The sequence below is a fragment of the Ideonella sp. WA131b genome, from assembly GCA_023657425.1.
Lineage (GTDB): Bacteria > Pseudomonadota > Gammaproteobacteria > Burkholderiales > Burkholderiaceae_C > Rubrivivax.
Genome location: JAGTJW010000002.1, coordinates 204,515 through 224,030 on the forward strand (window position 1 = coordinate 204,515; position 19,516 = coordinate 224,030).

Annotated in this window: 17 protein-coding genes; 7 read left to right on the top strand and 10 right to left on the bottom strand. The window is 70.1% G+C overall.

Features of this window, described 5'->3' with window-relative positions; translation table 11 throughout:
* Positions 1-25: 25 nt before the first annotated feature.
* On the top strand, positions 26-349 hold the full coding sequence (locus KA711_10980; protein MCM0609495.1) for a DUF2007 domain-containing protein: 324 nt from the start codon (positions 26-28) through the stop codon (positions 347-349).
* Complete coding sequence (locus KA711_10985; protein ID MCM0609496.1) at positions 346-1,263, top strand: DMT family transporter; 918 nt, start codon at positions 346-348, stop codon at positions 1,261-1,263. Before KA711_10980 ends, KA711_10985 begins: the two co-directional genes overlap by 4 nt.
* A 92-nt stretch (positions 1,264-1,355) precedes the next feature.
* Here KA711_10985 and KA711_10990 read toward each other — a convergent pair whose 3' ends face one another.
* From KA711_10990 to KA711_11030, 9 genes are all read right to left on the bottom strand, one after another.
* Positions 1,356-2,144, bottom strand: coding sequence for an SDR family oxidoreductase (locus tag KA711_10990; protein MCM0609497.1), 789 nt, complete (start codon positions 2,142-2,144; stop codon positions 1,356-1,358).
* A gap of 30 nt (positions 2,145-2,174) precedes the next feature.
* A complete protein-coding gene (locus KA711_10995) occupies positions 2,175-3,062 on the bottom strand; it encodes a DMT family transporter (protein ID MCM0609498.1) in 888 nt (295 codons plus the stop codon).
* Positions 3,059-3,274, bottom strand: coding sequence for a GNAT family N-acetyltransferase (locus tag KA711_11000; GenBank protein MCM0609499.1), 216 nt, complete (start codon positions 3,272-3,274; stop codon positions 3,059-3,061). Before KA711_11000 ends, KA711_10995 begins: the two co-directional genes overlap by 4 nt.
* 186 nt (positions 3,275-3,460) lie before the next feature.
* On the bottom strand, positions 3,461-5,095 hold the full coding sequence (locus tag KA711_11005; protein MCM0609500.1) for a gamma-glutamyltransferase family protein: 1,635 nt from the start codon (positions 5,093-5,095) through the stop codon (positions 3,461-3,463).
* Positions 5,096-5,152: 57 nt separating this feature from the next.
* Positions 5,153-6,748 carry an MFS transporter gene (locus tag KA711_11010; protein ID MCM0609501.1) on the bottom strand — a complete coding sequence of 532 codons (1,596 nt, stop codon included), beginning with the start codon at positions 6,746-6,748 and terminating at the stop codon, positions 5,153-5,155.
* Between the two features lie 180 nt (positions 6,749-6,928).
* Positions 6,929-8,443: a tripartite tricarboxylate transporter permease gene (locus KA711_11015; protein ID MCM0609502.1), complete on the bottom strand. Its 1,515-nt coding sequence runs from the start codon at positions 8,441-8,443 to the stop codon at positions 6,929-6,931.
* A gap of 14 nt (positions 8,444-8,457) precedes the next feature.
* Positions 8,458-8,919: a tripartite tricarboxylate transporter TctB family protein gene (locus KA711_11020; protein MCM0609503.1), complete on the bottom strand. Its 462-nt coding sequence runs from the start codon at positions 8,917-8,919 to the stop codon at positions 8,458-8,460.
* Between the two features lie 55 nt (positions 8,920-8,974).
* Positions 8,975-9,706: a methyltransferase domain-containing protein gene (locus KA711_11025; protein MCM0609504.1), complete on the bottom strand. Its 732-nt coding sequence runs from the start codon at positions 9,704-9,706 to the stop codon at positions 8,975-8,977.
* A gap of 114 nt (positions 9,707-9,820) precedes the next feature.
* Complete coding sequence (locus KA711_11030) at positions 9,821-10,687, bottom strand: TatD family hydrolase (GenBank protein MCM0609505.1); 867 nt, start codon at positions 10,685-10,687, stop codon at positions 9,821-9,823.
* A gap of 111 nt (positions 10,688-10,798) precedes the next feature.
* Here KA711_11030 and KA711_11035 point away from each other — a divergent pair, with 111 nt between their 5' ends.
* The 4 genes from KA711_11035 to KA711_11050 all read left to right on the top strand — a co-directional run bounded on the left by KA711_11035 (position 10,799) and on the right by KA711_11050 (position 14,849).
* On the top strand, positions 10,799-11,752 hold the full coding sequence (locus KA711_11035; protein MCM0609506.1) for a trypsin-like peptidase domain-containing protein: 954 nt from the start codon (positions 10,799-10,801) through the stop codon (positions 11,750-11,752).
* 85 nt (positions 11,753-11,837) lie between these two features.
* A complete protein-coding gene (locus tag KA711_11040; protein MCM0609507.1) occupies positions 11,838-12,797 on the top strand; it encodes an AAA family ATPase in 960 nt (319 codons plus the stop codon).
* A 12-nt stretch (positions 12,798-12,809) separates the two neighbouring features.
* On the top strand, positions 12,810-13,787 hold the full coding sequence (locus KA711_11045) for a DUF58 domain-containing protein (GenBank protein MCM0609508.1): 978 nt from the start codon (positions 12,810-12,812) through the stop codon (positions 13,785-13,787).
* A gap of 24 nt (positions 13,788-13,811) precedes the next feature.
* A complete protein-coding gene (locus KA711_11050) occupies positions 13,812-14,849 on the top strand; it encodes a VWA domain-containing protein (protein MCM0609509.1) in 1,038 nt (345 codons plus the stop codon).
* Positions 14,850-15,480: 631 nt separating this feature from the next.
* Here KA711_11050 and KA711_11055 read toward each other — a convergent pair.
* Positions 15,481-16,440, bottom strand: a complete 960-nt coding sequence (locus KA711_11055; protein ID MCM0609510.1) for a PQQ-dependent sugar dehydrogenase — start codon at positions 16,438-16,440, stop codon at positions 15,481-15,483.
* Positions 16,441-16,545: 105 nt separating this feature from the next.
* Here KA711_11055 and KA711_11060 point away from each other — a divergent pair, with 105 nt between their 5' ends.
* Positions 16,546-19,485, top strand: coding sequence for a Tn3 family transposase (locus KA711_11060; GenBank protein ID MCM0609511.1), 2,940 nt, complete (start codon positions 16,546-16,548; stop codon positions 19,483-19,485).
* Positions 19,486-19,516: the final 31 nt, after the last annotated feature.

Sequence of the window (19,516 nt, forward strand, 5' to 3'; positions counted from 1 at the left end):
TCCCGTGGCACCATCGTCCGGGCCGATGAAGCGCCTCGCCCCCGCCCCCAACCTTGCGCTGGCCACGCTGTGGGCCGACATGCTCGGTAGCGCCGGCTACCCCTGCCGCGTGATGCGCGCCAACGCGTGTTCCATCGCTGGCGAGATCCCGCCTGACCAGAGCCTGCCGGAGATCTGGGTACTCGACGATCCCCTGCACGCGCAGGCCTTGCGGGAACTGACGGCGCTGCAACACGCGCCTGCCCGCCATTGGGCTTGCCCGGGCTGCCACGAGATCATCGACGGCCCCTTCGAGCTGTGCTGGAACTGTGGCGCGCCCATGCCGGCGCTGCCCATCGACCCAGCATGACGCTGACGCCGCGCCTGGCACTGCTGATGACGCTGCCGCCGTTGCTGTGGGCCGGCAATGCCGTCGTCGGCCGGCTGCTCGCCGGCGAAGTGCCGCCGCTGACACTGAACCTCCTGCGATGGCTGCTGACGGCGCTGATCCTGCTGCCGCTGGCCTGGCGCGCGCTGCGGCCCTGGCGCGCCATCCGCGAACGCGCCGGTTATCTGTTCCTCGTCGGCCTGTTGGGCGTGGGCGCCTTCAACTCGCTGCAGTACCTGGCGCTGGTGAGCTCCAGCCCGATCAACGTCACGCTGGTGGCCGCGAGCATGCCGGTGTGGATGCTGGCCGTGGGCGCGCTGGCCTACGGCGAACGGCCGACACGGCGGCAGCTGGCCGGCGCCGCGCTCGGCCTGGCGGGGGTGGTGTTGGTGATCGGCCGCGGCTCCTGGCAATCGCTCCTGGCGGTGCGCTTTGTGCCGGGCGACCTGTTCATCCTCGTGGCGGTCATCGGCTGGGCCTTCTACAGCTGGCTGCTGGCGAGGCCGCCGGCGCACCTGCAGGGCGCGAACCGCCCGCCCTGGGACTGGGCAGGCTTCCTCCTGGTGCAGACGCTGTTCGGGCTGCTGGCGGCGTCTTTGTTCACGGCCGGCGAGCAGGCGCTGGGCGCCGCGCCCATACGCTGGAGCTGGGGCGTGGCGCTTGCTCTGCTGTACGTGTCGCTGGGCGCCAGCATCGTGGCCTACCGCTGCTGGGGCCTGGGCGTGGCCGAGGGCGGCCCGGCGCTGGCGGCGTTCTTCAACAACCTGACGCCGCTGTTCGCCGCGCTGCTGTCAACACTGGTGCTGGGCGAAGCGCCGCAGGCCTACCACGCGGCGGCCTTCGTGCTCATCGTGGGTGGCATCGGCGTGAGCCTTCGGCGGCGCCAGCTGGCCTGAGCGGACCTGGGCGTCGCTGCTTGGAGCCGCAGCCGGCGCGCTGATCCGCCGGACCTGCCGTGGGCTGGGCAAAACCCTGCACCGGAGGGCGTTCAAAGAGTACCCGGGTACGCCCCGCCGTCGAGCAGGATGTTCTGGCCGGTGATGTAGCCCGCATGCACGCTGCACAGGAAAGCGCAAACCGCACCGAACTCGGCCGGCGTGCCGAAGCGGCGGGTCGGGTTGAGCGCGCGTCGTTCGTCCATCACCGCCTCGATGGGCTTCCCGACCTTGGCGGCCGCGCCAGCCATGGTGCTGCGCAGTCGGTCGGTCTCGAACGGGCCGGGCAGCAGCGCGTTGATCGTTACGTTGCGGCTGGCGATGCCCGGCTGCCGCGCCAGCCCGGCCACAAAGCCGGTGAGCCCGCTGCGCGCGCCGTTGCTCAGGCCGAGGATGTCGATCGGCGCCTTCACCGCCGCCGAGGTGATGTTGACGATGCGGCCGTAGCCGCGCCCGGCCATGCCGTCGACCGTGGCCTTGATCAGCTCGATGGGCGTCAGCATGTTGGCGTCCAGTGCCTTGAGCCAGGCCTCGCGGTCCCAGTCGCGGAAGTCGCCGGGCGGCGGGCCGCCGGCGTTGTTGACGAGGATGTCCACCTGCGGCGCCGCCGCCAGCGCGGCGGCCCGGCCCTCGGGCGTGGCGATGTCGCCGGCCACCGTGCGCACGCTCACGCCCAGGAAACGCTCGCGCATTTGCGCGGCCGTGGCCTCCAGCGCCTCGGCGCCGCGCGCGGTGATCACAAGGTTCACGCCTTCGGCCGCCAGCGCCTCGGCGCAGCCGCGGCCCAGGCCCTTGCTGGCGGCGCACACCAATGCCCAGCAGCCCTTGATGCCCATGTCCATGTGCGGTGTCCTTCGTGGGGATTGGAGGGTTCAGCGCGCCCGCGCCAGCAGCGCCACGCCGGCGAGCACGAGCACGGTGCCGGCGGCGATCCAGGTGTTGAACGGCTCGCCGAGCAGCCACACGCCCATCAGCAGCGTCGACAGCGGGCCGATCATGCCGGTCTGCGCCGTCAGCGTGGCGCCGATGCGCTCGATGGCCAGCATCACCATGATCACCGGCGCACAGGTGCAGGCCAGCGCGTTGAGCACACTCAGCCACAACACCGGTGTCGCCACCTCGGCCACCGCGAGTGGCCGCAGCACGAGGAACTGCGCGATGCACAGCAGCGCCGCGATGCTGGTGGCCCAGCCGGTGAGCCGCAGCGCACCGAGCCGGGCCACGTGCTCGCCGCTGAACACCAGGTAGACGGCATAGCTGATGGCGCCGCCGAACACCAGCGCCGCGCCGATGAGCGTGTCGATGCCGCTGAAGCGCACCTCGTGGCCAAAGACCAGCAGCACGCCGGCGTAGCTGACGGCCAGCGCCAGCAATTGCCGCGCCGTGACACGGTGGCCAAAAAACAGCGCACCGAAGCCCAGCACCAGCGTCGGCGTGAGGTACAGGATCAGCCGCTCCAGGCTGGCGCTGATGTACTGCAGGCCCAGAAAGTCGAGGAAGCTCGCGAGGTAGTAACCGCTGAAGCCCAGGCCGGCCACCAGCATCAGATCGCGCCGCGACAAGGGCGGCTTGCCACGCCCGGCCCACCAGGCCAGCGCCACGAAGAGCGGCAGCGAGAACAGCATCCTGTACATCAGCAGCGTGACCGCGTCGACGCCGTGGCGGTAGGCCAGCTTCACGATGATGGCCTTGCCACTGAAGGCGATGGCGCCGGCCGCGGCCAGCGCCAGGCCGGCCCAGGGCAGTGCCGGCGCCGTCATGCGGCGCGATCGCGGGGTGAGCGGCGCTCGAAGCACCACTCGCGCTCGAATTCCCGCCAGCCCAGCGAGCGGTACAGCTGGATCGCCACGTCGTCGGGGTCGGCCACCATGATCACTTCGGCGGCCTGCCAGGCCTGCAGCGCGTGCCGGCCCACGCCGTGCACGAGCGCGCGCGCCAGGCCACGTCGGCGCCAGTCGGGGTGCGTGGCCACACGCTGGAATCGCGCGGCGCCGCCGCCAGCAGCAGCAGGTTGCCCCAGGAGAAGCTCGGGTTCGACGGCGTGCGCACGACAAGGCAGTCGTCGTGCGGCCCGACGACGCCGGCCACGCCGTGCATCGTGAAGTCGGGGCGCCAGCCCGGGCGCACGAGCGGGCGTGGCGGAATGCTTCACAAGCTCTCAGTAGCCCGCGGCCTGGCCATCGCGGCGAGGGTCGCTGGCGGCGGCATAACCGCGCTCGGCGGCGTCGCCCTCGCCTTCGTCGAGGCGCCAGATGAACTGGCCGGCGCCGTAATCTTGATAGCTGTCGCTGAAGGCCTCGATGCGGTGGCCGCGTTCGGCCAGTCCCTGCGCCGTCGCGGGCGCAAAGCCGGGCTCGACGTTGACGGCGCCGCCAAAGCAGCGCCAGCGCGGCGCGTCGCACGCGGCCTGCGGGTTCTGGTGGTGGTCGAGCATGCGCACGGTGGTCTGCATGTGCACCTGCGGCTGCATGTCGCCACCCATGATGCCGAAGCTCATCACCGGCTTGCCCTGCCTGGTGAGGAACGCGGGAATGATTGTGTGGAACGGCCGCTTCCCCGGCCCGACCACGTTGTCGCGGCTCTCGTCGAGCGTGAAGCCGTGGCCGCGGTTCTGCAGGCTCAGGCCGTAGCCCGGCACGACGACGCCGCTGCCGAAGCCCATGTAGTTGCTCTGGATGAAGCTGACCATCATGCCGCTCGAGTCGGCCGCCGTCAGGTAGATGGTGCCGCCGGTGGGGCCGTGGCCAGGGCCGAAGTCCTGCGCACGCTTTGGGTCGATGAGCCGGGCGCGCGCGGCCAGGTAGGCCGGGTCGAGCATCTGCGCAGGCGTCAGGCGCATGGCGCGCGGCTCGGCCACATAGCGGTACACGTCGGCAAAGGCCAGCTTCATGGCCTCGATCTGCAGGTGCTGGCTGTCGGTGCCGTCGACCTTGAGCGAGGCGATGTCGAAGTGCTGCAGGATGCCGAGCGCGATCTGCGCCGCGATGCCCTGGCCGTTGGGCGGGATCTCGTGCAACGTGTAGCCGCGGTAATCTTGCGCGAGCGGGGTCACCCACTCCGGCGCGTAGGCGGCGAAGTCGGCCGCGGTCATCGCACCACCATGGGCTCGAGCGTGGGCCTCGGCGGCGGCGGCCACCTCGCCGCGGTAGAAGGCCTCGCCCTTGGTCTGGCCGATGAGGCGCAGCGTCTTCGCGGCGTCGGGCAAGCGGAACAGCTCGCTCACGTGCGGCGCACGACCGTGCGGGAGGAAGGTCTCGGCAAAGCCGGGTTGCGAGGTCAGCTCGGGCAGGTTGGCGGCGTTGGTCCACTTCTGCTGCACGATGACCGGCACCGCATAGCCGCGCTCGGCCACCTCGATGGCGGGTTGCAGGAGGTCTTCGAACGGCAGCCTGCCGAAGCGCCGGTTCAGGGCCACCCAGCCGGCCACGGCACCGGGCACGGTCACGCTGTCCCAGCCGCGCTTGGCCGGAGCCTTGACGTCCGTGCCGTACTTGCGGTGGAAGTACTCCGGCGTCCAGGCCTGCGGCGCGCAGCCACTGGCATTCAGGCCGTGCAGCTGCGCGCCGTCCCAGAGGATGCAGAAGGCGTCGGAACCCAGGCCGTTGCTGCAGGGTTCGACGATGGTCATTACCGCCGCGGTGGCAATGGCCGCGTCGACCGCATTGCCGCCGGCCTGCAGCATGCGCAGGCCGGCCTGGGCCGCCAGCGGGTGCGAGGTGCTGACGACGTTGCGGGCAAACAAGGGGCTGCGCTGGCTGGCATAGCCGGCGCTCCAGTCGAAGGTGTGGGGCATGGTGAGGTGCTCGGTGCCGGCGCAGAAAACGCGCTTCTCGCGCGCATCGTAGCGGGGCTACAGATCCGGCGGCGCCACCCGGCCATCGGCCACGAAGCGGCTGAGCTTCGGCGGCTCGGGGCCCAGGTGGAAGGCCAGGCGCTGCCCACGCAGGTCGGCGTCGAAGGCGGTGAAGCGCTCGAGCCGTCGCTGGTGCTCGAGCCAGTTCTCGTCGACGAAGACCTCGATGCAGCGGCCAGGCTGGGCGACGTCGTGGAACAGCCCCCAGCTGAGCGCGCCTTGGCGCAGGCGGGCGCGGCGCGTGCGCTCCATGACGGCCGCAAACTCGGCCGTTCGTGCCGGGTCGATGCGGTACTCCACCGTCACCATCACCGGGCCGGCGTCGTCGTCCACCGGCATCGCGGGCTCGGGCGCGGCAACTGCCGGCGCGGGGCTGAAGTCGGGTGCGACCTCGCCCACGATGCTGGTGCGGCGCAGCGCCGCCGCCACCAGCACGGCAAAGGCCGAGGCCGCCAGCACGGCACCGTTGACACCCGCGAACGCGGCCACCTGACCCCACAGCAGCGCACCGGCCGCCGAGCCGCCCATCAGCGCCATCTGGTAGATGCTCATGCCACGTGCCCGCACCCAGTCGGGCATGGTGCTCTGGGCGGCCAGCGTCAGCGAGTTGGCCACCGAGATCCAGGCCATGCCCGCCACCACCATGGCCGGCAGTGCCACCCAGACCTCGGGCACGGTGACGATGAGCGCCGAGGCCGCCGCGTGCACCAGCGTGCCCGCCACCACGAACTGGTTGGGCGTGTAACGCTCGCGCCAGCGCGGGAAGTACAGCGCGGCAATGACCGCGCCGAGCCCCAGGCACGACAGCATCACCGTGAAGAACCCGGCGCCGCCCCCGTGCAGTCCCTGCGCCACCAGCGGCAAGAGCGCCACCAGCGCCGTGCTCTGCAGGAAAAACAGGAACACGCGCAGCAGGATGAGCTTGAGCCGCGGCGCCTGCATCGCGTAGTTGATGCCCACGCGCATGGCGCCGACAAAGCGCTCGCCGGGCAGCGCACTGGCGCGCGGTGCGCCCTTCCAGCGCAAGATCATCCAGAAGGCGAACAGCGCCAGCAGCGCGTTGAGCACGAACACCGCGGCCGGGCTCACCGCTGCCAACAGCGCGCCGGCCAGCACCGGGCCGATCACGCGTGACAGGTTCATCGCGATGCCGTTGAGCGCCAGCGCCTGCGGAAACTGCGCCCGGCTCACCACCGTGGGCACGATGGCCGCGAACACCGGCCAGCGCATGGCCATGCCCACGCCGTTGAGGAAGGTCAGCGCCAGCAGCCAGCCGGCGGTGAGCCGGCCGCTCAGCGACATCGCGGCCAGCACCAGCGCCACGACGCACACCCACAGCTGCGTGAACGCGAACCAGCGACGGCGGTCCACGATGTCGGCCAGCGCCCCGCTGGGCAAGCCGAGCAGGAACACCGGCAGTGTCGACGCCGTCTGCACCAGCGCCACCATCACGGGGCTGGTGGTCAGCGACGTCATCAGCCAGGCGGCCGCGACGTCGTTCATCCACATCGTGAGGTTGGCCGCCAGCCAGGCGGCCCACAAGCCCCGAAAGACCGGGCTCTCGAGCGGCTGCAGCGCGGCAGGCAGGCTCACTGGACTACCCTCCGTGCTGCGCACTGCGGGATGAGCGCTTGGGAGCGGCCCGGCGCGCTCATGCCGTCAAGCGGCCAAAGGCCGCGCAGGCGCCATCAAGCGGCCGCGGTGGACGGGCTGTGCCCGGCCGCTCGGGGCGCCCCCCTGGGGGGGAGCGCCGAAGGCGCTTCGGGGGGGGCCTCAATCGGGGTCCTGGAAGGCCTGCTCGCGTTGCTTCTTGATGCCGGGAAGCATGACGATCACGATGAGAAGCACCGAGGCGATCAGCAGCCCCGCCGACAGCGGCCGGCTCAGGAAGGTGGTCCAGTCGCCCCGGCTCAGCAGCAGCGCCCGCCGCAGGTTCTCTTCCATCATGGGCCCGAGGATGAAGCCCAGCAGCAGCGGCGCCGGCTCGCAGCCCAGGCGGTAGAACACCACGCCGACCACGCCAAAGGCTGCCGCCATGAAGATGTCGAAGTTGTTGTTGTTGAGCGTGTACAGGCCGATGCAGCAGAAGCTGAGGATGGCCGGATAGAGAAAGCGGTAGGGCACCGTCAGCAGCTTGATCCAGATGCCGATGAGCGGCAGGTTCAGGATGATCAGCATGAGGTTGCCGATCCACATGCTGGCGATCAGGCCCCAGAAGAGATCGGGGTTGCTCGTCATCACCTGCGGGCCGGGCTGGATGCCCTTGATCGTCATCGCGCCCACCATCAACGCCATCACCGGGTTGGGCGGGATGCCCAAGGTGAGCATGGGCACGAAGCTGGTCTGAGCACCGGCGTTGTTGGCGCTCTCGGGGCCGGCCACACCGCGGATGTTGCCCTGGCCGAAGGGCACCTCGCCCTCACGGCCTTTGGTCTTTTTCTCGAGCGTGTAGGCCGCGAAGCTGGCCAGCAGCGCGCCACCACCCGGCAGCACACCCAGGATCGAGCCCAGTGCCGTTCCGCGCAGCACGGCCGGGTAGGCGTCAAGGAAGTCGCGCTTGGTGGGCCACAAGCCCTTGACGTCCTTCGTGAAGACCTCGCGGTGCTCGGCCGGCCGACCCAGGTTGAGGATGATCTCGCCGAAGCCGAACACGCCCATGGCGATGGCCACGAAGCCGATCCCGTCGGTGAGCTCTGGGATGTCGAAGCTGTAGCGCGGCACACCTGAGATGACGTCGGTGTTGATCTGCCCGATGAGCAGGCCGAAGAGGATCATGGCGATGGCCTTGATCAGCGAGCCCGAGGCCAGCACCACCGCGCCGATGAGGCCCAGCACCATGAGGCTGAAGTACTCGGCCGGGCCGAACTTGAAGGCCAGTTCGGTGAGCGGCGGCGCAAAGGCCGCCAGCACCAGCGTGGCCACCGTGCCGGCGAAGAAGCTGCCCAGGCCGGCAGCCGCGAGCGCCGCGCCGGCCCGGCCCTTGCGGGCCATCTGGTAACCGTCGAGCGCCGTCACCACCGAGGCGCTTTCACCCGGCACATTGATGAGGATGGCGGTGGTGGAACCGCCGTACTGGGCGCCGTAATAGATGCCGGCCAGCATGATCAGCGCCGGGGTGGCGTCGAGCGCGTAGATGCTGGGCAGCAGCATCGCGATGGTGGCCACCGGGCCCAGGCCCGGCAGCACGCCGATCAGCGTGCCGAGAACGGCACCGCCGAATGCATAGAGGATGTTCTGCAGCGTGAACGCGACGCTGAAGCCGAGCGCGAGATTGTTGAGCAGTTCCATGCGCGGCTTTCAGGTCAGGCCAGGAAGGTGGGCCACAGCGGGATCGACAGGTTCAGGCCCTTGCTGAACACCAGCCAGCAGCCGAGCGTCAGCACCACAGCGTTGATCACCACCTCCTTGATGCGGAACTCACCGCTGGCCAGGCTGGCCACGCCGATGAGCACAGGCAGCGTGATGATCAGGCCCAGGCGAGGCAGCAACAGCCCGAATATGAGCACCGCACTCAGGATGAGGAGCCAGGGCTTCCAGGGCCAGGGTTCGATCTTGTCGCCGCCGCGCACTTCGAGCGTCAGGGCCTTGAACAGCACGATCAGCCCCAGCAGCGCCAGAAGGATGCCCAGACCAAACGGGAAATAGGCCGGCCCGGGCCGAGCCGCCGAGCCGAAGCTGTAATTGGTGGCGCCCCAGGCAAAGCCCAGGCCGATGACGATGAACATCAGTCCGGACCAGAAGTCCTTCTCGCTCTTGATCTTCAAGCCCTCGTCTCCCGCAGGTGGTTGGGCGCGGTCTCCACGCCGCCAACGCGGGATTCTAGGAAGCGCACCCCGGCGCCCCGCTGTGGTTTCCACGTAAGGGCAGCGGCTCCGCTGCCACGGCCGCGGTGAGCCCCACGGGGCAGGGCCGGATCATCCGCGGCCACTGGCGCGCCGCCAGCTTGAGCCGCCCGAAGCGCTGCTCGGCCAGGGCCGCTCGCGCCAGCAGTTCGGCCCGCGCCGGCAGCCGCGCACCCCGCGTGGCCACGACCACGCTGTTGCCCTGGCGGGTGGGGCGCAGGCTCCAGGTGTGCGCGGGGCCGAACGCGGCGGCGATGCGGCCCAGGCTGTCGCCAAAGCTCGCGTCGCGGCCGAACAGGTTGACCGCCATCGCACCGCCCGGCTCAAGCACGCGGTGGCACGCGGCGTAGAACTCGGCGCCGTCGAGCACCGGCGCTGCGGCCTCGTGGTCGTAGAGATCGACGAAGAGCAACCGCACGCATCGTTCCGGGGCCTGGGCCAGCCAGTCGGCGGCATCGCCCAGGACCACCTCCGCTTCGCGCGGCAGGTGGAAGTGGCGCTGGTTGGCGGCGATCACCTGCGGGTTGATCTCCACCACCGTGGTGGCCATCTTCAGCTGCTGGGCCGTGAAGCGGGTCAGCGCGCCCGCGCCCAGGCCCAGCTGCACCGCCGCACCGTCGGCCGGGCCGTCGGGCGGCAGCCACAGCAACGCCGCGAGCATGCGCTGCACGTAGTCGATCTCCACCACCTGTGGCGCACGGATGCGCATGCCGCCCTGGATCCAGGGCGTGTCCAGGTGCAGGTAGCGCACGCCGTCTTCCTCGGACAGGGTCACGCCGGCCAGGGTCTGCGGGGGGCGCTTGGGCTGCGTGCTGTCCAAGAGCTATCCCAGGCGCGCGCAGTGGTCGGACACTGCCGGATGCAGCGGCGCTGCGGCCTGCAGGCCCGCCAGCCGCGGCAAGGCCGCCGCCGTGTTGGCCACGGTGGCCGCCGCCAGCTCGCCCAGGGGCAAGCCTCGCAGCCGGGCGAGCACCGCACCGATGCGCGGCAGCTCGGCCGGCTCGTTGCGGCCCTGGGGCGCACCCGCCGAACGCTCAGCCGCCGAGCGGTACAGCCAGCAGGGGGGAATGTCGGGCGCGTCGGTCTCCAGCACCAAGGCCTGCAGAGGCAGCGTCGAGGCGAGATGGCGGATCTGGCGCGCCGGCTCGAAGCTGAGCGTGCCGCCGAAGCCCAGCCGGAAGCCGCGCTCGACAAAGCGCTGCGCCTGCTGCGCACTGCCGTTGAAGGCATGGGCAACGCCGCCCGACACGTTGATGCGGTTCAAGCCCGCCAGCAAGGCATCAGCCGAGCGGCGCACATGCAGGATCACCGGCAGGCCGGCGTCGCGGGCCAGGCGCAGTTGCGCCAGGTAGAAGCGGTGCTGGCGCTCGGGGTCCGGCGCGGGCACGGCGTGGTCCAGGCCGATCTCGCCCACGGCCACCAGGTGCGGGTCGTTGCGGTGGCGGTGCAAGGCCTCGGCCAGCCGGTCCAGGTCGCCATCGGCAGCGCGGTCGGTCCACAACGGGTGGATGCCCAGGGCATAGCCCAGGCCGTGGGCGCGCGCCAGCGCCACGACCGCCGCAAAGTGGTCGGCGGCCACCGCCGGCAGCACCAGCATGGTGACGCCTGCGGCGCGGGCGCGGCGCAACACGTCGGCGCGGTCGGCGTCGAACTCAGGGGCATCGAGATGACAGTGGGAATCGGTCCACATGAGCGCCGATGATGCCGCGTCGGCGTCAGGGCCGACGCAGAGGCGCTGCACACCGTGTTTTTCCGTGTTAGGGTGAACAAGAATGCCGACTTGCAGGAGCATGTCTCGCCCATGAACAAGGCCCCGCTGACCAGCCGCTCGCCGCGACGCCCGGCTGTCGCTCCGTCAGCAGGCGCGGGCACCGCTGTGGCCCCTGGCGCCACGCCACCCTTGCCGGCTGACGGCGAGGACGCAAGGCTGCCGGCCGCCCGGCCGACGCTGCCGGTCACCGGCCATCCGGCGCTGTGGGCGGTGGCAGGCACCGCGCTGGCAGCGGCCCTGGTGTTCGGCGCCCTGCACCTCGGGTCTGGCCAGCGCCCCGTGACGCAGGACGACATCGACCGCGCCGTGCGCGAGAGCCTGGAGAAGGCGCCCCTGCCCTCGCAGGCCACCAAGGCCTACCAGGCCATCCTGCCCTCGGTGGTGCGCGTGACGGGCCTGATGAGCGAGGACGACGACGGCGAGGAGAACCCCGAGAAGCGTGCGATGGATCGCAGCCTGGGCACCGGCGTGGTCATCATCGACAACGGCACCATCCTCACCAACTTGCACGTGGTGTGGGGCAGCAAGAAGATCCGCGTGCGCTTTGCGGGCGGCCACGAGAGCGAGGCCGTGCTGGTGGGCGCGCGGCCTGAACACGACCTCGCCGTGCTCAGGGCGCTGGACCTGCCCGACGACCTGCAGGCCGCCACCATGCGTTCCACCGCCGACCTGCAGCCGGGGGACCACGTCATCGCCGTTGGCCACCCTTTTGGCATCGGTCCCAGCGTCAGCCACGGCGTGGTCAGCGGCCTCAAGCGCGAGTTCCGCAGCGAGGCCGGCGAGCGCACGCTGAGCAACCTGATCCAGTTCGACGCCGCCGCCAACCCAGGCAACAGCGGCGGGCCGCTGGTCACCATGGACGGGCAGGTGGTGGGCATCGTCACCGCCATCCTCAACCCCAGCGAGCAACGCACCTTCATCGGCATCGGTTTTGCGGTGCCCATCGAGAACGCGGCCCAGGCGGCAGGCATGCCGCCTTTCTAGGACATTCACGGCGGGCATGCCGCCCTTCTGACACCCTTCACCGAGACACTTCATGCAGGAACAAGCCCAGGCCACCGCCGCGCTGATGGAGCGCATCCTCTACGAGGTCAAGCGCGTCGTCGTCGGCCAGGACCGCTTCCTCGAGCGCGTGATGGTGGCGCTGCTCGCCCAGGGCCACCTGCTGGTCGAGGGCGTGCCGGGGCTGGCCAAGACGCTCACCGTCAAGACGCTGGCGCGCACGATCCGCGGCAGCTTCAAGCGCATCCAGTTCACGCCCGACCTCGTGCCCGCCGACCTGGTGGGCACGCGCATCTTCAACCAGAAGTCCGGCGAGTTCGGCACCAGCCTGGGCCCGGTGTTCGCCAACCTGCTGCTGGCCGACGAGATCAACCGCGCGCCGGCCAAGGTGCAGAGCGCGCTGCTCGAGGTGATGCAGGAGCGCCAGGTCACCATCGCGGGCGAAACGCACAAGGTGCCCGACCCCTTCGTGGTGATGGCCACGCAGAACCCGATCGAGACCGAGGGCACCTACCCGCTGCCCGAGGCGCAGGTGGACCGCTTCATGATGAAGGTGCTGGTCGACTACCCCAGCGAGGAGGAGGAGTTCGTCATCGCCGAGCGCGTGACGGGTCAGCCCGTGGACATCGGCCCCGTCACCGACACGCACGCGCTGGCGGCACTGCAGCGCGAGTGCCGCGCCGTCTACTGCGACCCGGCGCTGATGCAGTACGCCGTCAGGCTGGTGGGCGCCACGCGCAACCCCGCCCGTTACGACCTGCCCGACGCCGCGAAGTACATCACCTACGGCGCCAGCCCGCGCGCCACCATCGGGCTGGTCGAGGGCGGCAAGGCGCTGGCGCTGATGCGCGGCCGCCGCTACGTGCTGCCGGAGGACATCACCGACCTCGTGCACGACGTGCTGCGCCACCGCGTGGTGCTGAGCTACGAGGCGCTGGCCGAGGGCATCACGGCCGACGACCTGATCGGGAACGTGCTCAGGAAGGTGACGGCGCCGGACAAGCCGCTCACGCACCCGCAGTCCTGAACGAGCCTCGCCATGACCGCCCTGGCCCCCGACGCCGACGCCCTGCTCCGCCAGCTGGAGTGGACGGTGATCCGCCGCCTGGACGGCCTGCTGCAGGGCGACTACCGCACGCTCTTCCGCGGCGGCGGCGTCGACCTGGCCGACCTGCGCGAGTACCAGCTGCACGACGACGTGCGCCACATCGACTGGAACGTCACGGCGCGGCTGCAGACGCCCTATGTGCGCCAGTTTCTCGAAGACCGCGACCTGACCGCCTGGTTCCTGCTCGACCTGTCGGGCAGCGTCGACTTCGGAAGCGGCGACGTCACCAAGCTGGCGGTCTCCAGCGGCTTCGTGGCGACGCTGGCGCGCGTGATCACGCGCCACGGCAACCGTGCCGGCGCGGTGCTGTACGGCCAGCGCGTCGACACCGTGCTGCCGCCGCGCGCCAGCCGCGCCCACGTGCTGGAGCTGCTGGCCCGCATGCGCATGCCGCGCGCCCGAGCCGCGCCGGGCCCGCGGCCGGCCGGCACGCAGCTGGCCGAGTTGCTGCGGATGGCCGACGGGGTGATGACGCGGCGCTCGCTGGTGTTCGTGGTGTCGGACTTCATCTCGGCGCCGGGCTGGGCGGATGCGCTGGCGCGCCTGGCGCGCCGCCACGAGATCGTGGCTGTGCGCCTGTGGGACCCCATGGAGATGGCGCTGCCCGATGTCGGCCTCGTGACGGTGGAAGACGCCGAGACCGGCGAGCAACTGTTCATCGACGCCGCCGACCCGGCTTTTCGCGAGCGCTACGCGGCCATCGCCGAGCAGCAGGAGACCGAGCTGTTCGATGCACTCGGGCGCTCGGGTGCCGATGTCATCGAGCTCGCCACCGACGACGATCTGCTGCAGTCCCTGCTGCGCCTGTCGGACCTGCGCCGGCTGCGCGCGCGCCAGGGTGCGCCGCGCCGCGGCCCGGTCACCCTGCAGCGCGCCCGTCCGGCTGCGGCGCGCGCGGCCGCCGCCTGAACCACGCTGACCGACGAGCCTGCCATGTCCTTCATCTGGCCCTCGATGCTGTGGCTGCTGGTGCTGCTGCCGCTGCTGGCGCTGCTCTACGCTTGGCTGCTGCGCAGAAAACGCAAAACCACGGTGCGCCTGGCGAGCGTGCAGGTGGCGAAGCTGGCCATGGGCCGGGGGCCCGGCTGGCGCCGCCACGTGCCGCCGGCGCTGCTGCTGCTGGCCGTGGCAGCGGGCCTGCTGGCCGTGGCGCGGCCCACGGCCACGATCACGCTGCCGCTGGCCGAGCGCACCATCATCCTGGCCATGGACGTCTCGGGCAGCATGCGTGCCGAGGACGTCAAGCCCAACCGCCTGGTGGCCAGCCAGGAGGCAGCCAAGGCCTTCGTGCACGGCCTGCCGCGCGAGGTGAAGGTGGGCGTGGTGTCGTTTGCAGGCACCGCGGCGGTGGTGCAGGCCCCCACCATGAGCCGCGACGACGTGCTGGCGGCCATCGACCGCTTCCAGCTGCAGCGCGGCACGGCCACCGGCAGCGGCATCGTCCTCAGCCTGGCGACCCTGTTCCCCGACCACGGCATCGAGATCCAGCACGTCACCGGGCAGCGCAACTTCCCCGGCAGCAACAACGACATCCGCAAGCCCGACGCCCCGGCGTTCAAGCCGGTGCCGCCGGGCTCGTACAACTCCGCGGCGATCATCATGCTGACCGACGGCCAGCGCACCACCGGCCCCGATCCGCTGGAGGCCGCGAAGATGGCCGCCGAGCGCGGTGTGCGCGTCTACACCGTGGGCATTGGCACCACCAGCGGCGAGACCATCGGCTTCGAGGGATGGAGCATGCGCGTGCGGCTGGATGAAGAGACGCTCAAGAACGTGAGCGTGCTCACCCACGGCGAGTACTTCTACGCTGGCACGGCCGACGACCTGAAGAAGGTCTACGAGAGCCTGAGCGCGCGCATGGTGGTCGAGCGCAAGGAGACGGAGATCAGCGCCCTGTTCGCGGCGCTGAGCGTGCTGCTGAGCGTGGTGGCGGCGGGGCTCTCGGTGCTGTGGTTCGGGCGGGTGGCGTAGCGGGGCTGGCTGTCGGCTTGCGGTCCTTGGCAGTCGTCGCGCCAACCCCGCCCGGGCTGAGCCCTTCGTCAAGTTCAGGACAGGCCTGTCGAAGCCCTCCTCTCCGTTCGGGCTGAGCCCGTTGAAGCCCTCCCCTCCGTTCGGGCTGAGCCCTCCCCTCCGTTCGGGCTGAGCCCTTCGTCAAGCTCAGGACAGGCCTGTCGAAGCCCCGCACCCGCAGCTCCGCGCCATCGCGGCAGGCGGTGCCCCTGGCCGGCGCTGGGATGGAGCGGTCGGCCCTGCGGGCCGACTCCCCTCCGCTGCTCACCTTGAGGGCGCACGGCAAAACTCGCTGCGTTCGCTTCGCTCACTGCGCTCAGACAGTTGCCGTGAGTCAGTCTACGAAGCGCGCTGCGCGCGCCGCCCTCAAGTCTGCGCTGCTCGGCACCCCATAACAGCGCCGGCCAGGGGCACCGCCTGCCGCTCAAGCATCACCGTGGCGTTCGAACCGGAAACGAACACCACCGCGGTGGTTGCAAAGGGCTGTGCGGGTGGGGGCGGGGCTTCGACAGGCCTGTCCTGAGCTTGACGAAGGGCTCAGCCCGAGAGGGGTTGGAGCGACAACTGCCAAGGGCCGTCAGCTGTCAGACGCTCAGGGCAGCACCCGCAGCACCTCGCCGTGGCTGCCGTCGGTCAGCACGTACACGAAGCCGTCCGGCCCCTGCCGCACATCGCGGATGCGCTTGCCCAGGCTTTCCAGCAGGCGCGTCTCGCCCGTGACGCGCTCGCCATCCAGCGTCAGCAACACCAGTGCCTGCGCGCGCAGCGTGCCCATCAGCAGGTGGCCCTTCCAGGCCGGATAGCGGTCGCTGGTCACGAACACCAGGCCCGAGGGCGCGATGGACGTGGGCACCCAGTGGCGCAGCGGCTGCTCGTAGCCCGGCTTGGGGCCTTCCTCGCCGATGCGCGTGCCCAGGCCGTAATTGCGGCCGTAGGTGACCAGCGGCCAGCCGTAATTGAGACCCGCGCGCACCAGGTTGACCTCGTCGCCACCCTGCGGCCCGTGTTCCACCGCCCACAGCGCGCCCGTGCCCGGGTGGAGCGCCGCGCCCTGGATGTTGCGATGGCCGAGGCTGAAGACCTCGGGGGCCGCACCACTGCGGCCCACGAAGGGATTGTCGGCCGGGGCCCTGCCGTCGGCATCGATGCGGATGACCTTGCCGAGATGGTTGGCGGTGTTCTGCGCCTCGTCCTTGCCACCAAAACGGTCGCCCAGCCCCACCAGCAGGTGGCCGCCGCGATCGAAGACGATGCGGCTGCCGCAGTGGTGGCGCGAATTCATCTTGGGCCGCTGGCTGAAGATGGTGCGCACGTCTTCGAGGCGCTCGCTGCCCGGCGCGCCGACCAGCCGCGCCCGGCCCACGGCCGTGCCGTTGCCGCCCTCGCCCGGCTCGGCAAAGGTGAAGAAGATGCGCTGGTTGCTGGCAAAGGCCGGGTCGGCCACCACGTCGAGCAGGCCGCACTGGCCACCCACGCTGACGGACGGCAGGCCCGCCAGGGGGTAGTCGTACTTTTCATGCAGATTGGTGCGCTTTGGCTTGAAGCCCAGCATCCATGCGGGTTCCCGGCGGGCGCCACCCCCGCAAGATGAGCGCCTGACTGGGTTGACGGCGGCCACAGCGGTACAGTGACCGCCCCCCTACCGCTGCCCACTGCCATGCCCGTCTTCGCCCTGCGCTTCGTCGGCCAGGAGGCCTTGCCGCCTCGCCTGAGTGAGTTCGACCGGGAGCAGTTCTTCACGCTCACGTCGGCGGACGTTGCAGCCATCCGGGAGCAGTTCCGCAGCGACCACCGCCTCCCCGCTGCGCTGATGCTTATGTTCATGCGCGTTGCCGGTCGACCGCTCGACGGCTTCAACGTGCTGCCCCGAAACCTCCTACGGCACACCGCCCAAGTCCTGGCCGTCTCGCCGCCGTCCATCGCCAGCCTGCGGTCGATCTACAAGCGCCGGCAGACCCTTTCCAAGCACCAGCTCTGGGCCAAGACCCACCTGGGCCTGCGTGAACTTGAAGTCGACGACGAAGCCGCGCTGACCGCGGCCCTGCTGGCCCAAGCTGCAGACGTGTCCCACGCCGATGACCTGGTCCAGTCGGCCAGCCACTGGCTGTTCACGCGGCGCATCCTGATCCCAGGAGCGCGCCGCCTGCAGGACTGGGCTCGTGACGCATTTGCAGCTGTGGAGGCGCAGATCCTCGGCGCGGTCAATGCCGCCGTACCACCGGCAGCGGCGCAGAAAGTGATCGACGCTTCGTACAGCGCTCGGCCGGGTACCGACACGACGCACCTGGAGTGGCTCAAGACGCCATCCAAGCGTCACGGCCCGAGCACCCTTGCCGAAACCGTCGACAAGGTCCGCTACCTCAAGGAGCTCGGTGCACACGACTGGAATCTGAGCGCCGTGTCGCTGGCCAAGCAGCAGGCCTATGCCCGTCAGGTCCAGGCCAGGCGCCCAGTGAAGACGCGGGAGATCAAGCCAACGCGCCGGCTGATCGAGTTGGTCTGCTTCCTGCGGGTGACGCTGCTCGAACTCACCGATGTCGCCCTCTTGCAGACCAGCCGGCGCAGCCAGCAACTGTTCCGCGAGGCAGCGGACAAGGCCCAGTCAAACCGTGTGCGTGGCACGACGGGCCTGATCCAGCAGGCGGCCAAGGCAAGATCGGTTCTGCACGACGAATCCAAGACCTGGCAGGCGCGAGTCCTCGAAGCCAGAGAGCTGCTCACCGAACTCGGCGATGCGGCCAGCGGCAGCTTTGTGTCCCTCGTTCGCAAGGCGTTGGCCGAGGACAGTCAGCGCGTGCGCGCCTGCCTGGTCGTGCTGAAGGACTTGGACTTCGGCGGCCGCGCCGGGGATCCGGGTTACGAGCAGTGGAAGGCCTGGTCGGAGCTGCATCGCCAGGGCGTGACCGAACTCAAGGACGGGGTGCCCTTGCCGGATGTGGGCGCAGCTTGGCACGGCTTGGTCCGCGACCTTGACCCGCGATCAGGGCTTCGTGCTTTCGAGGCCTGCACGATGCTGTCGATGCGCAAGAGTCTGCGCCGGGGCAGCGTCTGGCTGGACCACTCGCTGAGTTTTCGGGAGCGGGACCAGATGCTCATCCCACCGGCGGAATGGGCATCGCAGCGGGACGAGCAGATCGAGTTGCTGGGCATGCCCAAGTCCGCGGCCGACTTTCTTGAGCCGTTGCTGGCGAACCTGATGGCCGGCATGTCGGCGGTGGCAGAGGCCCAGCAGCGCGGAAAGATCGAGATCGGGGCAGACGGCATGCTCCATCTGCCGGCGATCACGGCAGCGCCAGATCAAGCCGAGCCGGTCCGCACGCGCGAAACCATCTACAACCTCATCGGAAGCGTGCAGTTCCCGGACATGCTGATGGAGATGGATGCCGCCACTGGCTACAGCGAAGCGCTGCTTGGGCACCGCGCCCAGTCGTCGGGCGAGCTCGTGGCCCTGTACGGCGCGCTTTTGGCGCACGGCACCGATGCGGATGCCAAGGGCGTGGCATCCATGATCTCCGGCCTGGAGCCCTCGCAGGTCACGGTGGCCATGCGTGCGCTGGAAGGCAGCGGCCGCCTGCGCCGGGCCAATGAGCGCGTGGCCGAGTTCCAGAGCCGGACCCCTATCGCGGCGCTCTGGGGCGACGGCGATAAGGCATCGGCCGACATGATGTCGCTGGACGTGTCGCGCCACCTCTGGAACGCCCGTGTGGACCCACGCCGGCGCACCTATGCCGCAGGGCTGTACACCCACGTGCGCGACCGGTGGGGCATCGTCTACGACCAACCCATCGTGCTCAACGAACGACAGGCCGGCGTCGCCATCGAGGGCATCGAGCAGCACAACAACGCTGCCGACAAGATTCGAATCTCGCTGCTTGCGGTCGACACCCACGGCTACACGAATCCGGCGATGGCCATCGCGAAGCTGCTGGGCTTTGATCTGTGCCCCCGCCTGCGGGATCTGGCCGAACGAAAGCTCTACCTGCCTCGTGGATTCACCGTGCCCGATGGCTTGGAAGTCGTCACCGTCCGGCGCGTGTCTTTGGCCGCCATCGAGCGCGGTTGGGATGAATTGCTGCGCCTGGCGGCGTCGATCCGCTCGGGACGAGTCTCCGCCACGCTGGCATTGCAGCGCTTCGGGTCGGCCGCCCAGGGGGATCCGCTGCACCGAGCTGCGGAGCACCTGGGCCGACTGCTGCGAACCGTGTTCCTGTGCGACTACATCGCCATCGAGGACTTCCGCCGCGAGATCCATACCTTGCTGAACCGGGGCGAGTCGGTACACCAGTTGCAGCGCGCCGTGTACTCGGGCAAGGTGGCGCCCGAACGTGGCCGGCGGCGTGAAGAGATGAAGGCGATCTCTGGCTCGCACGCGCTGCTGACGAACATCGTGCTTGCATGGAACACTGCCCGGATGCACGAGGTGGTCGAGAGGCTCAAGCGAGACGGGATCCCAGTCGAAGACGAATGGCTGCGCCGCATCGGCCCGGCGCACTTCTCGCACATCAACTTCCGCGGCACGATGAGGTTCGGCGTCGAGAAGTTCGCCGCGGCGCTGATCCAGCGCGTGCCGGGCCAGGCAACTCGCTCTGCTTCGTGACGAGACCCGCTCCCGCACACATTGAGCTGGA

Bases quoted from the DNA above. Each gene is read 5' to 3' on its own strand.
- KA711_10980 (MCM0609495.1), top strand. From the start codon at position 26: ATGAAGCGCCTCGCCCCCGCCCCCAACCTTGCGCTGGCCACGCTGTGG.
- KA711_10985 (MCM0609496.1), top strand. From the start codon at position 346: ATGACGCTGACGCCGCGCCTGGCACTGCTGATGACGCTGCCGCCGTTG.
- KA711_10990 (MCM0609497.1), bottom strand. From the start codon at position 2,144: ATGGACATGGGCATCAAGGGCTGCTGGGCATTGGTGTGCGCCGCCAGC.
- KA711_10995 (MCM0609498.1), bottom strand. From the start codon at position 3,062: ATGACGGCGCCGGCACTGCCCTGGGCCGGCCTGGCGCTGGCCGCGGCC.
- KA711_11005 (MCM0609500.1), bottom strand. From the start codon at position 5,095: ATGCCCCACACCTTCGACTGGAGCGCCGGCTATGCCAGCCAGCGCAGC.
- KA711_11015 (MCM0609502.1), bottom strand. From the start codon at position 8,443: ATGGAACTGCTCAACAATCTCGCGCTCGGCTTCAGCGTCGCGTTCACG.
- KA711_11025 (MCM0609504.1), bottom strand. From the start codon at position 9,706: ATGCGCATCCGTGCGCCACAGGTGGTGGAGATCGACTACGTGCAGCGC.
- KA711_11030 (MCM0609505.1), bottom strand. From the start codon at position 10,687: ATGTGGACCGATTCCCACTGTCATCTCGATGCCCCTGAGTTCGACGCC.
- KA711_11035 (MCM0609506.1), top strand. From the start codon at position 10,799: ATGAACAAGGCCCCGCTGACCAGCCGCTCGCCGCGACGCCCGGCTGTC.
- KA711_11040 (MCM0609507.1), top strand. From the start codon at position 11,838: ATGGAGCGCATCCTCTACGAGGTCAAGCGCGTCGTCGTCGGCCAGGAC.
- KA711_11045 (MCM0609508.1), top strand. From the start codon at position 12,810: ATGACCGCCCTGGCCCCCGACGCCGACGCCCTGCTCCGCCAGCTGGAG.
- KA711_11050 (MCM0609509.1), top strand. From the start codon at position 13,812: ATGTCCTTCATCTGGCCCTCGATGCTGTGGCTGCTGGTGCTGCTGCCG.
- KA711_11055 (MCM0609510.1), bottom strand. From the start codon at position 16,440: ATGCTGGGCTTCAAGCCAAAGCGCACCAATCTGCATGAAAAGTACGAC.
- KA711_11060 (MCM0609511.1), top strand. From the start codon at position 16,546: ATGCCCGTCTTCGCCCTGCGCTTCGTCGGCCAGGAGGCCTTGCCGCCT.